Genomic DNA, 13,360 nt, shown 5'->3' with positions numbered 1-13,360 from the left:
CGCGACCGGGGAGGCGGCCCGTATCCCCTGTCCCCCAGCCGTTGTCGGCGTCCGGGCGCCCACGGACACGCCCCCCCCCGGCCGGGGCGGCCACCCGCCCGCCCCGGCCGGAGGGCGGCCTGTGCGCACAAGTCAGTATTCATGGTTTCCTGAATCCAGGATTTTGTGTATCGTCAGGGCATGATCTCCCTCGCCACCGACATCGACGCCCTGGCCCGGTTCGGCCGGGCCCTGGCCGACCCCCTCCGCTGCCGGGTCCTGCTGGCCCTGCGCGAGAGCCCCGCCCACCCCGCAGACCTGGCCGAGACCCTCGGCATCAGCCGCACCCGCCTGTCCAACCACCTGGGCTGCCTGCGCGACTGCGGCCTGGTCGTGGCCGTGCCCGTGGGGCGGCGGGTGCGCTACGAACTGGCCGACGCCCGCCTCGGACACGCCCTGGACGACCTGCGCCAGGCCGTGCTGGCCGTGCAGACCGACGCCGCCTGCGTGGACGCCGACGAGAAGGGCTGCTGCTGATGGCGCACCCCCTCACCGCGCCTCCGGGCGAGGACCGCCGCGCCGTCCTGACCCGGCGGGTGCGCCTGCTGGTCGCCGTGACGATCGCCTACAACCTCGTCGAGGCCGTCGTGGCCATCACCGCGGGCAACCTCGCCTCCTCGGCCGCCCTGATCGGCTTCGGCCTGGACTCGCTCATCGAGGTCTCCTCCGCCCTGGCGGTCGCCTGGCAGTTCTCCGCCCGCGACCCCGGCGTGCGCCAGGCGCGGGAGAAGCGGGCGCTGCGCGTCATCGCGGTGGCCTTCTTCGCCCTGGCCGCCTACGTCACCGTCGAGGCCCTGCGCTCCCTGCTCGGCGGGACCGAGGCGGCCCCCTCCACCGTGGGGATCGTGCTGGCCGCCCTGTCGGTGGCGATCATGCCGTTCCTGTCCCTGGCCCAGCGCCGCGCGGGCCGGGAGCTGGGCTCGGCCACGGCGGTGGCCGACTCCAAGCAGACGCTGCTGTGCACCTACCTGTCGGCCGCCCTCCTGGTCGGGCTGGGGGTCAACGCCCTGTTCGGGTGGGCCTGGGCCGACCCGGTGGTGGCGCTGCTCATCGCAGTGCTGGCGGTCAAGGAGGGGCGGGAGGCCTGGCGCGGGGACGCCTGCTGCGCCCCGGCCGGGATCGCCCTCACCGCGCCCGGCGCAGCCGACGCCGGGACCGATGGGACCGACGGGTGCGGATGCGCCCCCGGATGCTCCTGCTGTCCCTGACACCGCCCCCTCCCGCGGCCCCGGCCCCCGGCCGGGGCCGCGCCCCTGCCTGACGGGGGAACGCGCATGGTCGCCGCCCCGGCCGGGGACGCGGAGCGGAGGGGAGGCCCGCCGCCGGGAGCGGTCCACGGGGGACGGCTCCCGGCGGCGGCGCCGTGCGCCCCCGGAGGCGTCCCCCGTCCGGCGGAGCGAACGGCCGACCGGCCGGGCCCGCCGGAAAACCCCTGGCCACAGATTCGCACGGTGACTACCATGGGCAACGTGCATCTACCTCTCTACCTCTGAGCGCATTCCGAGCGCCCGCCCCACAGCCGCTGTGGCCGCGGGCCCGCGACGTCTGCCATGACCCCCGAAGGGGTCGTCCCGTCAGCTCGGAGAGCTCCCGCACCCCTCGCGTCCACCGCCGGGGCGGAGCTCTGTTCGGAGGAGAGAATGACCACCGCCAACCCCGTGTCCGGCCTGCCCGCAGGCGAGCGGGCGCAGATCACCCTGTCCGGAGTACGCGTCGACCGCGGCGGGCGCACGGTCCTGTCCGGCGTCGACATGGCCCTCACCCCGCGATCGCGGTGGGGGATCGTCGGCGAGAACGGACGCGGCAAGTCCACGCTGCTGCACGTCCTCGCCGGGACGCTCGCGCCCGACGCCGGAACCGTCCGGCGTGTGGGCACGGTCGGCGTCGCCGAACAGGAGATGGAGGCGGACGGCGGCCGGACCGTCGGCGACCTGGTCGACGTCGAACTCGCCGCCGCGCGGACCGCACTGGCCGCGCTCGACGCGAGCGCCGCGGCGCTGGCCGACGGGCTCCCCGGCGCCGCCGAGGAGTACGCGGCGGCCCTGGACGCCGCGGAGGCGCTGGACGCCTGGGACGCCGACCGGCGCGTCGACCTGGCCCTGGAGAACCTGGGGGCCGTCACCGACCGGTCGCGCCCCCTGGAGCGGCTGTCGGTCGGGCAGCGCTACCGCGTGCGGCTGGCGTGCCTGCTGGGCGCCTCGCACGACTTCCTGCTGCTCGACGAGCCCACGAACCACCTCGACGCCGCCGGCCTGGACTTCCTGACCGAGCGGCTGCGCGGCCACCACAACGGGGTGGCGCTCGTCAGCCACGACCGCGCCCTGCTCTCGGACGTGGCCACGACGATGCTCGACCTCGACCCGAGCCGCGACGGCGAACCCCGCGTCTACGGCGGGGGCTTCGCCGGGTACCAGGAGGGCCGGCGCGCGGAGCGGGAGCGCTGGGCGGCCGAGTACGAGCAGCAGCAGGCCGAGCACGCCCGCCTGACCCAGGACCTGTCGGCGGCGCAGAACCGGCTCGTCAGCGGGTGGCGCCCGGAGAAGGGGACCGGCAAGCACCAGCGGGCCACCCGGGCGCCCGCACTCGTGCGCGCCGTCCACCGGCGGCGCGAGGACCTGGAGGAGCACGCGCTCACCGTGCCCCCGCCCCCGCTGCGGTTCCGCATGCCGGAGCTGCGGGCGCGGCCCGGGACGGACCTGGTCGCGGCCGAGGGGGTCACCGTGGCGGGGCGCCTGGACCGGCCGGTCTCGCTCACGCTCCGTTCCGGCGACCGGGTCGTGGTCACCGGGGCCAACGGGGCGGGCAAGTCGACGCTCCTGTCGGTGCTGGCGGGGCTCGTCGAGCCGACCGGGGGAGGCGTGCGGACCGCGCGCACGGCCCGGGTGCGCCTGCTGGCCCAGGAGTCGCCGCGCGCGGGCGCGCGCCGTGCCCACGAGGTGTACTCCGCCCACGTGGCACGGCTCGTCGGCTCGGGCACCCTGGCGGAGGGGGAGGCGGTCCCCCTCTCCGCCCTCGGCCTGCTCCCGGCCCGGGACACCGCACGGCCGCTGCGCGAGCTGTCCATGGGCCAGCAGCGGCGGCTCGACCTGGCGGTGGCGCTGGCGTCGCGCCCCGACGTGCTGCTGCTGGACGAGCCGACGAACCACCTCTCGATCGCCCTGGTGGAGGAGCTCACCGAGGGGCTCGGCTCCACCGGGGCGGCCGTGGTGATCGCCACCCACGACCGGCAGCTCCGGCGGGACACGGCCTCCTGGGAGCAGCTGGACCTGCGGCCCGGGGCCTCCGCGGCCCGGATCGCGGAGCGGTCGGCCGCCGGGGGCGCGTGAGGTGACCGGCTACGGGGCCGCGGCGGTCGTGCCGCCGCGGCCCCGGGCGCACGGGCGCGGCCGGGCGGCGGCGCGGGCTGCTTTTCACACCAGCGCGGCGGCCCCGAACCCGGCCGCCGCCGCGAGTACGGGCACGACGGCCGTCAGGGCGATGTTGGCGAGCGCGTGCGGCCGGCCCCGGTGCTGCGCCAGGTGGACCGTCTCCACCATGGCGGTGCTGAAGGTGGTGTAGCCGCCGCAGAAGCCCGCCCCGGCCGGGCCCGTCCACGCGGGCGCGGCCCCGTGGAACACCACCGCCCCGGTGAGGGCCCCCAGGAGGAGCGAGCCGCTGGTGTTGACGACCAGGGTGGCCCAGGGCAGCGTCGTGGTCCACCGGTCGCGGACGGCGCCGTCCACCAGGAAGCGGACCGCCGCGCCCAGCCCCCCGCACAGGGCGATCAGGACCCCCGTCACCGCGGCTCCCCGTCGGGGCGGGAGCACGTCGCGGGGGACCGGCCGCCGCCGGCCGCCAGGATCCCGGCCAGTGCGGCGAGCAGCCCCAGGACGATGCTCGCCGCCGTGTACGCCGCGGCGGCGGCCGGTCCCGGCTGCGCCGAGAGGGAGACGGTCTCGACGGCCAGGGCGCTGTAGGTGGTGAACGATCCGAGCACGCCGGTGCCGAGGAACAGCCGCACCCGTGCGACGGCCGGCGTCTCCGGCCCGCGCGAGGACAGGGTCTGGAGCAGCAGGCCGAGCAGGAAGGCCCCGGCGACGTTGACCGCCAGTGTGGCCAGGATCCCCGCGTCGAACGCCTCTCCGGCGACCCCCGCCAGGTGGCGCAGGCCCGTGCCGAGCACGCCCCCGGCGAAGACCAGGGGCAGTGCATGCCGGTGACCCATCGAACCCCTTCCTCCGGACCGTGCCCGGGGCCGCAGCACCCGTCCCGCATGCCGTCCCCGCCGGTCGGTCCGGGAACCGGTGTCCCGCCGGTCGGTTCGGGGACTCCCGGCCCCGGGACATGCTTCCGCGGACCGGAGGGAACACGGCGCTCGGGGACCTGGCCGAGACCTTACCCGCGCCCCCGTGCTCCCGCGCTCCCGTGTCCCCCTGCCCCCGCGCCCTCCGTGCCCGGAACGTGCGGCCCCGATCCGCCACCGGGGGCGGATCCCGGGGCCTGCGTCCCGGGGGTGGGAGGTTTATCCGCCTACCTCCGTTTTGGGAGGATTGAGGTTCTGCTAATTTAGGCGAGCCTACCCTCATTCCTCCAAGAGTGGATGTACCCTGATGCGCTCCCACCGGTTCACGGCACTGACCGCTGCCGCAGTCACCGTCCTCACCCTCGCCGCCTGCGGCGCCCAGCCGGAAGAAGAGGAGGCCGCCGCCGAAGGCGGGTCCGGCGAGTACCCGATCGTCATCGAGCACGCCCTCGGCACCACCACCATCGAGGAGCAGCCCGAGCGGGTCGCCTCCGTGAACTGGGCCAACCACGAGGTCCCGCTGGCGCTCGGCGTCGTCCCCGTCGGCATGGCCGAGGCCAACTTCGGCGACGACGACGATGACGGCGTCCTCCCCTGGGTCGACGAGAAGCTCGACGAGCTCGGCGCCGAGACGCCGGTGCTCTTCGACGAGAACGACGGCATCGACTTCGAGGCCGTCGCCGACACCCAGCCCGACGTCATCCTCGCCTCCTACTCCGGGCTCACCCAGGAGGACTACGACACGCTGAGCGACATCGCCCCCGTCGTCGCCTACCCCGAGGGCCCCTGGGCCACGTCGTGGCGCGACATCATCCGGCTCAACAGCCAGGCCATCGGCCTGGCCGAGGAGGGCGACCAGCTCATCGCCGACCTGGAGCAGGAGATCGCCGACGTCGTCGCCGAGTACCCGCAGCTCGAGGGCAAGTCGGCCATGTTCATGACCCACGTCGACCCGACGGACGTCAGCCAGATCGGCTTCTACACCACCCACGACACCCGGACCCTCTTCTTCGAGGACCTGGGCCTGGAGACCCCCGGGAGCATCGCGGAGCTCTCCGCCGGCACCGACCAGTTCTCCCTCTCCCAGAGCACCGAGCAGATCGACGCCTTCGACGACGTCGACATCATCACCGGCTACGGCGACGACACCGGCGAGCTGCTGGAGCTCCTCCAGAGCGACCCGCTGCTCTCCAAGATGCCCGCCGTGGAGCGCGACTCGGTCTACCTCCTGCCCGGCAGCTCCCCCCTGGCCACCGCCGCGAACCCGACCCCGCTGTCGATCTCGTGGGTGCTCGAAGACTACGTCGCCGCGCTCGCCGAGGCCGCCGACAAGGTCCAGTGACGATGGTCGTCACCCGTCCCGCACCGGACGCCGGCACCGAGCGGCGCCCGGTGCGGGCGCGTTCGCTCTGGCTGCTCCTCGCCCTCGCCGTGCTCGCGGCGGCCATGCTGGCCTCCGTCGCCTGGGGCTCCCGCATCGTCGGCCTCGCCGACGTCGTCGCCGCCCTGGGCGGCGCGGACGAGACGATCGAGCAGGCCGCCGTCACCAAGCGGGTGCCGCGCACCCTCCTCGCGGTGCTCGTCGGCGCCGCCCTCGGCCTGTCCGGGGCGGTCATGCAGGGCGTGACCCGCAACCCCCTCGCCGACCCGGGCATCCTGGGCGTGAACATGGGCGCCTCCCTCGCCGTGGTCTGCGGCATGGTCTTCTTCGGCCTGACGTCCCCGAGCGGCTACATCTGGGTGGCGATCGGCGGGGCCGCCGCCGCGGCCGTCTTCGTGTACACCGTCGGCTCGCTCGGCCGGGGCGGGGCCACGCCCCTGAAGCTCGCGCTCGCGGGCGCCGCCACCTCGGCGGCGTTCTCCTCGCTCGTGACCGCCGTGGTGATGCCGCGCAACGACATGGCCGGAAGCTTCCGGATGTGGCAGATCGGCGGCGTCGGCGGCGCGTCCTTCGACGGCGTCCTCCGCGTCCTGCCCTTCCTCGCCGTGGGGCTCGTCCTCAGCCTGATGTCGGCGCGTGCCCTCAACTCCCTCGCCCTGGGCGACGACCTGGCGGCCGGCCTCGGCGAGCGCGTCGCCGTCGTGCGCGCGACCGCCGCGCTCGGCGCCGTGCTGCTGTGCGGCGCGGCCACCGCGGTCGCCGGCCCCATCATGTTCGTGGGCCTCGTCGTGCCGCACATGTGCCGTCTGCTGATCGGCGTGGACCACCGGTGGCTGCTGCCGTTCTCCGCCCTGCTCGGCGCGGCGCTGCTCACCGTCGCCGACGTCGTCGGCCGCGTCGTGGCCCGTCCGGCCGAGGTCGAGGTGGGCATCGTGACGGCGCTGATCGGCGCACCGGTCTTCATCTACATCGTCCGTCGGCAGAAAGTGCGTGCCCTGTGAGCGCGGAAACCGCCATCCGACCCCTCGGCGTCGAGGCCGTCACCCGCGGCCGGGTCCGGCGCACCGCCAGGCGGGGCGCCGTCGTCGCGGTGCTCGCGGTCCTCATCGCCGCCGTGTTCGCCACCAGTCTCATGGTGGGCCGGACGTTCTACCCGCCCGCCGACGTCGTCGCCGTGATCCTGGGCGAGCAGGTGCCCGGCGCGTCGTTCACCGTGGGCACGCTGCGCCTGCCCCGGGCGGTGCTGGCGGTCGCGGCCGGGCTGTGCTTCGGCATCGGCGGCGTCACCTTCCAGACCATGCTGCGCAACCCCCTGGCGAGCCCCGACATCATCGGGATCAGCTCCGGGGCGAGTGCGGCGGCGGCCTTCGCCATCGTGGTGCTCTCCCTGGGCCGGACCGGGGTGTCCGCCGTCGCGATCACCGCCGGACTCGCCGTCGCCCTGCTCATCTACGCCCTCGCGTTCCGCGGCGGGGTCGCCGGAACCCGCCTGATCCTCATCGGCATCGGCATCGCCGCGATGCTCGACAGCCTCACCAGCTACGTCCTCTCCCAGGCGGCCGAATGGGACCTCCAGGAGGCCATGCGCTGGCTGACGGGCAGCCTCAACGGCTCGACCTGGACCGAGACGGTGCCGGTCCTGCTGGCCCTGGCGGTCCTGGCGCCCCTCCTGCTGAGCCAGTCCCGCAACCTCTCGGCGATGCAGCTTGGGGACGACACCGCCTCCGCGCTCGGGGTGCGCGTCGAGCGCACACGGGTGATCGTCATCGTCGCCGCCGTCGGCCTCATCGCCTTCGCGACCGCCGCGGCCGGGCCGATCGCGTTCGTCGCGTTCCTGTCCGGGCCCATCGCCGCACGCATCGTGGGGCCCGGCGGCTCGCTCCTGGTGCCGTCGGCCCTCGTGGGCGCGCTCCTGGTCCTGGTCGCGGACCTCGTCGGCCAGTACGCCTTCGGGACGCGCTTCCCGGTCGGCGTCGTCACCGGCGTGCTCGGCGCGCCCTACCTCGTCTACCTGATCGTCCGCACCAACCGCGCCGGAGGCTCCCTGTGACCGCGAAACACTCCCTGGAGGTCCAGGACCTCGCGCTCGGCTACGGAGACCGGGTGGTCATCGAATCCCTCGACCTCGCCGTGCGGCCGGGCGGCATCACGGTGATCGTCGGGGCGAACGCCTGCGGGAAGTCCACGCTCCTGCGGTCGATGTCGCGCCTCCTCGCCCCCAGGAAGGGGCGGGTGGTCCTCGACGGCAAGGAGGTGCACCGCACGCCCGCCAAGGAGCTGGCGCGCACCATGGGCCTGCTGCCCCAGTCGCCGATCGCCCCCGAGGGGATCACCGTCGCGGACCTCGTGGGCCGAGGACGCCACCCCCACCAGGGGATGTTCACCCGCTGGAGCCGGGAGGACGACGCCGCGGTGGCGGCGGCGCTGGAGGCGACGCACACCTCCGACCTGGCCGAGAGGTCGGTCGACGAGCTCTCCGGCGGCCAGCGCCAGCGGGTGTGGATCGCCATGGCGCTCGCCCAGCAGACCGACCTGCTGCTGCTCGACGAACCCACGACGTTCCTCGACGTGAGCCACCAGGTCGAGGTGCTCGACCTGCTCACCGACCTCAACCGGGAACGCGGCACGACCATCGTCATGGTCCTGCACGACCTCAACCTCGCCGCCCGCTACGCCGACCAGCTGATCGCGCTCGCTGACGGGCGGCTGCACGCCATGGGCGAGCCCGCACAGGTGCTCACCGAGGACAGCGTGCGCGCGGTGTTCGGCCTGGAGAGCCGGGTCATCCCCGACCCGACCACGGGCAGGCCCCTCATGCTCCCCCTCGGACGCCACCACGTGCTGGAGCCCTCTGGCCTGGCCGCGGAGAACTGACGGGACCGGCGGGGCGGGACGTCCCGCCCCGCCGGGCGTCCCGGTCCGGGGACCCCGCGCGGTGCCGGACCGGCTCCCCGCCGGGGAGGCCGTAGCCCCGGCCCCGCCCGCGTCCCGCTGGTCAGTCCTGGGGAGGCGGGGTGGACCCGGTGCGCCCGCCGGTCCCCGTCGCGGTCCCGCCACCGCCCGGGCCGGTGTCGCCGCCCTCGCGGGTACCGCTGTCCTCGCCGGGTCCGCTGTCGTCCCCGGGTGCCGCGCCGCCGTTCCCGGCCTCCCCGGTGTCCGCCGCGGGTCCCTCTCCGGCCCTGGCCGCCGAGAGCAGGTGGTGCTCCTCCACCTCGTACCGGCGGATGTAGGTGCTCAGGAAGGCCTGGAGGCTCGCGCCCATCGGCAGCGCGAGCAGCGCGCCGGGCGCTCCCAGGATGGCCACGCCCGCCAGGACCGAGCCGAAGGCCACCGCCGGGTGCATGTCCAGGGTCTTGGCGGTGATGCGTGGCTGGAGCAGGTAGTTCTCGAACTGCTGATAGACGATCACGAACACCAGCACCCACACCGCCGGCCAGACCCCGACCAGCAGGGCCACGAGCACGGGGACCGCTCCGCCGATGTAGGTGCCGACCGTGGGGATGAACTGCGACAGCACGCCCACCCACAGCGCCAGCGCGAACGCGAAGGGGATGTCCAGCACGACCAGCACGGCGTAGTGCGCACCGGCGCAGACCAGTGCCAGGAGCGCCCGCGAGTACAGGTAGCCGCCGGTCTTCTCGATGGCGATCTCCCAGGCGCGCAGCGTCTCGCGCTGCGTGCGGGGCGGCAGCACCGAGCAGATCACGCGGCGGAAGCGCGGCCCGTCGGCGCACAGGTAGAAGGTGAAGAGCGCGATCGCCAGGCCGTTGAAGAGCAGGGCCATGACGGTCGTCCCGGCCCCCCAGACGTTGTCGGCGATCGCGGAGGCGTACTGCTCGACGACCCCGCTGGCGCTGGAGATCTCGTTGAGCAGGGTCGTGGGCGAGTAGGTGGTGTCGAACGTGGTGTTGACCCAGTGCAGCGCGGCGCGGATCATCGCCGGCACCTCGGCGGCGAAGGCCAGGACCTGACCGACGAGCATGGACCCGAGCAGGCTGAAGAACGCCACGACCAGCGCCATGACCAGGAGCATCACGGCCCCGGTCGCGGGACCGCGCGGCCAGCGGTGCCGGTGGAGCCAGTTGACGGCGGGTTCCAGCGCGAGCGCCAGGAACAGCGAGATCAGCAGCAGCACGATGAGGTTCTGCAACCGCAGGAACAGCCACAGGGCGATGCCGAACGCCGTGACGATCCACATGGCCAGCATCATGGCCCGGGGGAGCCAGGGCGGCATGCCGCCACCGCGGTCGGGGCGCGGGGCCCTGGGAGGCATGGTGCTCGTGTGCAAGCCGGTCTTCCTTCTGTGTGCCGCGCACGACGAAGCGCGCGGCGGTGCGGGGGTGTCCCCCCGGACGATAGCGCTCCTCGCAGGGTGTTTCGCCCCTTCGGCACGGCCCGCGTGAGATCGAGTGACCTCGTCACCGGTCCTCCTCCCGTCGCGGGGGAGGACCGATGACGCGTGGGCGCGGCGCGCGCTTCACCCGTCCGGGGGCGTCGCGGTGCGGTGGTGGTGCCAGTGGCGGATCGCGGCGCCCAGACAGGCGGTGTCGGCGGCGTCCACCTGTGCGCGGGCGGCGTCCAGGCGGGCCTGGGCCGCGGCGACCTGTTGCTGGGCGGCGATCTGGGCCAGGCGCGCCAGTCCCGCGGCGGCGTCGGCCGCCGCCCGCTCCCGCTCGCGCATCGCCGTGTGGGCATGGTGTTCGGCGTGCTCGGTGTAGGGGCGCAGGAGCGGGGTCCCGTCGCTGGAGGGCGCGTTCACCCTGGTCCCTCCCTTCTCAGGGCTGGTGCGGCTGGGTGCGCAGGGTGGTGATGAGGTCGCTGATGCGGGCGGCGGCGGTGAGGTCGCCGTGGGCGGTGGCAAGGTCGCGGACCTCTTCCAGGGCCACCAGGACGGCGCCGTCGCCGGTGCCGGTGCCGGGGGTGGTGAGCAGGGCGTTGATCTGGGTCTGGGGGTAGCGGCGGTGCCCGCCGAGGGTCTTGACCGAGGCGAGGCGGCCGTCCTTTTCCCAGCGTGTGACGGTCTTGGGGTCCACGCGGAACAGGCGGGCGACCTCGCCGGGGGTGAGCAGGGCGTCGGCGTTCTCGACCAGGTCGGGCAGGGGTGCGGTGGGCACGTGGTTCTCCGTCAGCGTGTGTTTGTCGGTTGTGGGTGGTTGATGGCAGGTGAGACGGGGGCCGGGGCCGGTCCGGGGAAGTACGACCGGCCCCGGGACTGAGGAGCGGGGCCGCCGGCCCCCCTTATGGCGGCGGCCCCGCGGCCCGGTGGTGGTGTTCCATCGGGCGGGGAACCCCCGGGTGTACGGCCCGGAGGCGTGTGGTGCGAGGGGGACGGGTTCCCGGCCGGGGGAGGGGGCGCTCTCCGGCCGGGAACGGTGTCCCGCAGGTCAGGGGTTCTCGATGACCGCGCGTACGGTCAGGGGGCCCAGGGCGGTGCCCTTCCACTCCCATTCCCAGTCCCAGTACACGGCGAGGTGGTCCACCAGGTGGAGGCCGGGAAGCGGGGAGCGGTGGGCGTCGCCCGGGCGCGGACAGGGGACGGCGGTGCCGCCCAGGGGGCCGCCGTCGGTCACGGCGACGGTGATCAGGAACGGGTTGACGTCGATGACCACCCGCACTGTCCCGCCGGGGTCCCCGGAGCGGGTGTGCCGGTGCGCGTTCGACACCAGGGCTCGCGCGACCTGGAGGGCGTTGCGCCTGGAACGGCGGGGGACCACGGTGTGCACCCAGTTGGTCAGGGCGGTGTAGTCGCGCTCGTGGCCGAGAAGGATGCCGTGCCGGTGGGGCTCGGTGAACCCGATCCGGTGCGGGTAGGGGACAGCGGGCCCGGACGCGGGATCTGGATTCGGTGCCGGGGTGGCGGTAGGCTGCAATCGTCTCACCTCTTGTCTTTGCGGGACAGGTGGGACATTTGCCTCGGCGGCCGCTCTCTACTTCGGCCGCCGAGGCTCTTTGTGTTCTGGTTTTTAACCGTTTTGTCCCAATGCTTATAAAGTGGACAAAATGGTTATAACTCCCACCTGGTTCATGTGGGGAGCTTTCTGTAACTGCTTCACCACAGACCTTGCCAACGGAAGCCCAGTTCAGTCTAGGATTATCACCCAAGAAGGTAAAACTTCTATCGCTGGTGATACTTTGAGGTAAGTGGGTGGTGGGAGTGAAAGCCTCAGGTGAGGGGCAGGCGGAAGCGGGGCGTCGCTTCGGGAAGTTGCTCAGGAAATCCCGAGGTCAGGCAGGCCTCTCGCAGCAGGAACTTGCCGCTGCCGCGATGGTGTCACAGAGTCTGATCAGTGATATCGAGCAGGGGAAAAAGGGGACGCGGCGTGACGTAGTGGTGCGCCTGGACAACGCGCTTGCCGCTCGTGGAGCCCTTGTGGACTTCTGGGACGCGGCTTTCTCTGGTGTCGGGATGACCGCGTATTTCCGGGAAGCCGCCGAGGCTGAACAGTCCGCCAGTGTCATCCGGGACTACTCGCTCGGCTTGGTCCCGGGCCTGTTTCAGGTGGAGCAGTACGTCCGAGCCATCAGTAGACTGTCGTTGCCTGAGGCCAGCCCTGAGGAGATCGAACAGATCGTCAAGGCCCGACAACTCCGGCAGAAGGTGCTTGGCCGATCACACCCGCCGACCCTCATCCTGGTTCTGGACGAGGTGGTGCTGCGTAGGCGGTTCCGCGACCCCGATGTGATGCGGGCACAGATCGAACATCTCCTTGAGCTCTCTTGCCACCCGCGTACCACCCTCCAGATCGTGCCGATCGATACGGAGGAACATCATGGTCTGGGCGGGTCCTTTACGCTAATGAAGGTTCCTGGTTCTGGTGAGTTCGTGTACATCGAAAGCCAGAGAACCGGCCTGTCACTTAAGCAGCCTGACGTTGTGGCAAGCTACGAGCGGGTATTCGCAGAGCTCAGGGGCGCCGCCCTTCCGGTGGCCGCGTCACGACTCCGCATGGAAGAGATACGAGGCAGCATCACATGATGACTGAGGACTGGAACAAGTCCACCTACAGCAACGGCGAAGGGGGGCACTGCGTGGAGACACGCAGTGACCAGGCCACGGTCCTGGTGCGCGACACCCAGAATCGACCGCTCGGCCACCTGTCGGCCCCGGCCCCTGAGTGGACCGCCCTGCTGGCGGCGGTGCGCGGCCAGTAGCCACCGAGAACAGAACCGGTCCCGCCCAGGCGTAATGGGCGGGACCGGTTCTGTTCAGCGGCTTCAGGCTACCCCGGGGCAGGGTGCTTCACCAGGACCGAAGACCTCACACGGCGCGGTGACCGAACCAGGCCACCCGAACTGCGTCGATTCACGATCCTTGGTCCCGTCATGGGGTAGGAACCGGGTGTTATCGCTGAAGCAAGCTGAGAGTGGTGGCACGCGATGGCCGCACGTTCTTCGAGCCAGCATCGCCTGATGACCGAGACCTGGCACAAGTCCAGCTACAGCACGTCAGGGTCCCACTGTGTCGAGGTCTCCGAAGGAGCCGAAACACTGGTGCGCGACACCCAGAATCGACCGCTCGGCCACCTGTCGGCCCCGGCCCCCGAGTGGACCGCACTGCTCGCCGCAGTGCGCAGCCGGTAGTCACCGAGAACAGAACCGGTCCCGCCCGGGCGTCATGGGCGGGACCGGTTCTGTTCGGCGGGTTCAGCCCGCTTCAC

15 protein-coding genes and 1 pseudogene are annotated in these 13,360 nt (G+C 72.9%); 10 read left to right on the top strand and 6 right to left on the bottom strand.

Annotated features, from left to right (window positions below; genetic code table 11):
- Window positions 1-180: 180 nt before the first annotated feature.
- From ABZ234_RS16840 to ABZ234_RS16830, 3 genes are all read left to right on the top strand, one after another.
- On the top strand, window positions 181-516 hold the full coding sequence (locus ABZ234_RS16840) for a metalloregulator ArsR/SmtB family transcription factor (RefSeq protein WP_355012675.1): 336 nt from the start codon (window positions 181-183) through the stop codon (window positions 514-516).
- Window positions 516-1,247, top strand: a complete 732-nt coding sequence (locus ABZ234_RS16835) for a cation transporter (protein ID WP_355012674.1) — start codon at window positions 516-518, stop codon at window positions 1,245-1,247. The genes ABZ234_RS16840 and ABZ234_RS16835 overlap by 1 nt, the downstream gene beginning before the upstream one ends.
- A 432-nt stretch (window positions 1,248-1,679) precedes the next feature.
- A complete protein-coding gene (locus ABZ234_RS16830; protein WP_355012673.1) occupies window positions 1,680-3,365 on the top strand; it encodes an ABC-F family ATP-binding cassette domain-containing protein in 1,686 nt (561 codons plus the stop codon).
- An 84-nt stretch (window positions 3,366-3,449) separates the two neighbouring features.
- Here the strand turns inward: ABZ234_RS16830 and ABZ234_RS16825 are convergent, their stop codons facing one another.
- Together ABZ234_RS16825 and ABZ234_RS16820 are read right to left on the bottom strand one after the other, a co-directional pair.
- Complete coding sequence (locus tag ABZ234_RS16825) at window positions 3,450-3,818, bottom strand: CrcB family protein (protein ID WP_355012672.1); 369 nt, start codon at window positions 3,816-3,818, stop codon at window positions 3,450-3,452.
- A complete protein-coding gene (locus ABZ234_RS16820; RefSeq protein ID WP_355012671.1) occupies window positions 3,815-4,243 on the bottom strand; it encodes a CrcB family protein in 429 nt (142 codons plus the stop codon). The genes ABZ234_RS16825 and ABZ234_RS16820 overlap by 4 nt, the downstream gene beginning before the upstream one ends.
- Before the next feature lie 385 nt (window positions 4,244-4,628).
- Here ABZ234_RS16820 and ABZ234_RS16815 point away from each other — a divergent pair, with 385 nt between their 5' ends.
- Genes ABZ234_RS16815 through ABZ234_RS16800 form a run of 4 tightly spaced genes read left to right on the top strand, consistent with a single transcriptional unit; the run spans window position 4,629 to window position 8,576 of the window.
- The gene (locus ABZ234_RS16815) at window positions 4,629-5,663 is read left to right on the top strand and encodes an iron-siderophore ABC transporter substrate-binding protein (protein WP_267949610.1); all 1,035 of its coding nucleotides are present in this window, start codon (window positions 4,629-4,631) and stop codon (window positions 5,661-5,663) included.
- Between the two features lie 2 nt (window positions 5,664-5,665).
- Window positions 5,666-6,703 (top strand): iron ABC transporter permease, encoded by a 1,038-nt coding sequence (locus tag ABZ234_RS16810; RefSeq protein ID WP_355012670.1) that lies wholly within the window; start codon window positions 5,666-5,668, stop codon window positions 6,701-6,703.
- Window positions 6,700-7,752 (top strand): iron chelate uptake ABC transporter family permease subunit, encoded by a 1,053-nt coding sequence (locus tag ABZ234_RS16805; RefSeq protein ID WP_355012669.1) that lies wholly within the window; start codon window positions 6,700-6,702, stop codon window positions 7,750-7,752. Before ABZ234_RS16810 ends, ABZ234_RS16805 begins: the two co-directional genes overlap by 4 nt.
- Window positions 7,749-8,576, top strand: coding sequence for an ABC transporter ATP-binding protein (locus tag ABZ234_RS16800; protein WP_355012668.1), 828 nt, complete (start codon window positions 7,749-7,751; stop codon window positions 8,574-8,576). Before ABZ234_RS16805 ends, ABZ234_RS16800 begins: the two co-directional genes overlap by 4 nt.
- A gap of 121 nt (window positions 8,577-8,697) precedes the next feature.
- Here ABZ234_RS16800 and ABZ234_RS16795 read toward each other — a convergent pair whose 3' ends face one another.
- From ABZ234_RS16795 to ABZ234_RS16780, 4 genes and pseudogenes are all read right to left on the bottom strand, one after another.
- A complete protein-coding gene (locus tag ABZ234_RS16795) occupies window positions 8,698-9,936 on the bottom strand; it encodes an AI-2E family transporter (RefSeq protein WP_355012679.1) in 1,239 nt (412 codons plus the stop codon).
- A 243-nt stretch (window positions 9,937-10,179) separates the two neighbouring features.
- Window positions 10,180-10,461: a hypothetical protein gene (locus ABZ234_RS16790; RefSeq protein WP_355012667.1), complete on the bottom strand. Its 282-nt coding sequence runs from the start codon at window positions 10,459-10,461 to the stop codon at window positions 10,180-10,182.
- 166 nt (window positions 10,462-10,627) lie between these two features.
- Window positions 10,628-10,792, bottom strand: a pseudogene (locus ABZ234_RS16785) (BldC family transcriptional regulator); the annotation flags it as partial.
- Window positions 10,793-11,086: 294 nt separating this feature from the next.
- Complete coding sequence (locus ABZ234_RS16780) at window positions 11,087-11,572, bottom strand: ATP-binding protein (protein ID WP_355012666.1); 486 nt, start codon at window positions 11,570-11,572, stop codon at window positions 11,087-11,089.
- 275 nt (window positions 11,573-11,847) lie between these two features.
- Here ABZ234_RS16780 and ABZ234_RS16775 point away from each other — a divergent pair, with 275 nt between their 5' ends.
- The 3 genes from ABZ234_RS16775 to ABZ234_RS16765 all read left to right on the top strand — a co-directional run bounded on the left by ABZ234_RS16775 (window position 11,848) and on the right by ABZ234_RS16765 (window position 13,283).
- Window positions 11,848-12,678 (top strand): helix-turn-helix transcriptional regulator, encoded by an 831-nt coding sequence (locus ABZ234_RS16775; RefSeq protein WP_355012665.1) that lies wholly within the window; start codon window positions 11,848-11,850, stop codon window positions 12,676-12,678.
- Window positions 12,675-12,854: a DUF397 domain-containing protein gene (locus tag ABZ234_RS16770; RefSeq protein WP_355012664.1), complete on the top strand. Its 180-nt coding sequence runs from the start codon at window positions 12,675-12,677 to the stop codon at window positions 12,852-12,854. The genes ABZ234_RS16775 and ABZ234_RS16770 overlap by 4 nt, the downstream gene beginning before the upstream one ends.
- A gap of 258 nt (window positions 12,855-13,112) precedes the next feature.
- Window positions 13,113-13,283, top strand: coding sequence for a DUF397 domain-containing protein (locus ABZ234_RS16765; RefSeq protein WP_355012663.1), 171 nt, complete (start codon window positions 13,113-13,115; stop codon window positions 13,281-13,283).
- Window positions 13,284-13,360 lie beyond the last annotated feature (77 nt).

Origin of the sequence: Nocardiopsis sp. NPDC006198, from assembly GCF_040613895.1 — a bacterium.
In the GTDB taxonomy this organism is placed as follows: Bacteria; Actinomycetota; Actinomycetes; order Streptosporangiales; family Streptosporangiaceae; genus Nocardiopsis; species Nocardiopsis tropica.
The sequence above is the reverse complement of the archived record's forward strand: the minus strand, read 5'-3'. Positions and strand labels throughout refer to the sequence as shown.

Excerpts from the sequence above, each read along its gene's own strand:
- ABZ234_RS16815 (WP_267949610.1), top strand. The coding sequence starts at position 4,629 with ATGCGCTCCCACCGGTTCACGGCACTGACCGCTGCCGCAGTCACCGTC.
- ABZ234_RS16810 (WP_355012670.1), top strand. The coding sequence starts at position 5,666 with ATGGTCGTCACCCGTCCCGCACCGGACGCCGGCACCGAGCGGCGCCCG.
- ABZ234_RS16820 (WP_355012671.1), bottom strand. The coding sequence starts at position 4,243 with ATGGGTCACCGGCATGCACTGCCCCTGGTCTTCGCCGGGGGCGTGCTC.
- ABZ234_RS16840 (WP_355012675.1), top strand. The coding sequence starts at position 181 with ATGATCTCCCTCGCCACCGACATCGACGCCCTGGCCCGGTTCGGCCGG.
- ABZ234_RS16835 (WP_355012674.1), top strand. The coding sequence starts at position 516 with ATGGCGCACCCCCTCACCGCGCCTCCGGGCGAGGACCGCCGCGCCGTC.
- ABZ234_RS16765 (WP_355012663.1), top strand. The coding sequence starts at position 13,113 with ATGACCGAGACCTGGCACAAGTCCAGCTACAGCACGTCAGGGTCCCAC.
- ABZ234_RS16795 (WP_355012679.1), bottom strand. The coding sequence starts at position 9,936 with ATGCCGCCCTGGCTCCCCCGGGCCATGATGCTGGCCATGTGGATCGTC.
- ABZ234_RS16770 (WP_355012664.1), top strand. The coding sequence starts at position 12,675 with ATGATGACTGAGGACTGGAACAAGTCCACCTACAGCAACGGCGAAGGG.
- ABZ234_RS16830 (WP_355012673.1), top strand. The coding sequence starts at position 1,680 with ATGACCACCGCCAACCCCGTGTCCGGCCTGCCCGCAGGCGAGCGGGCG.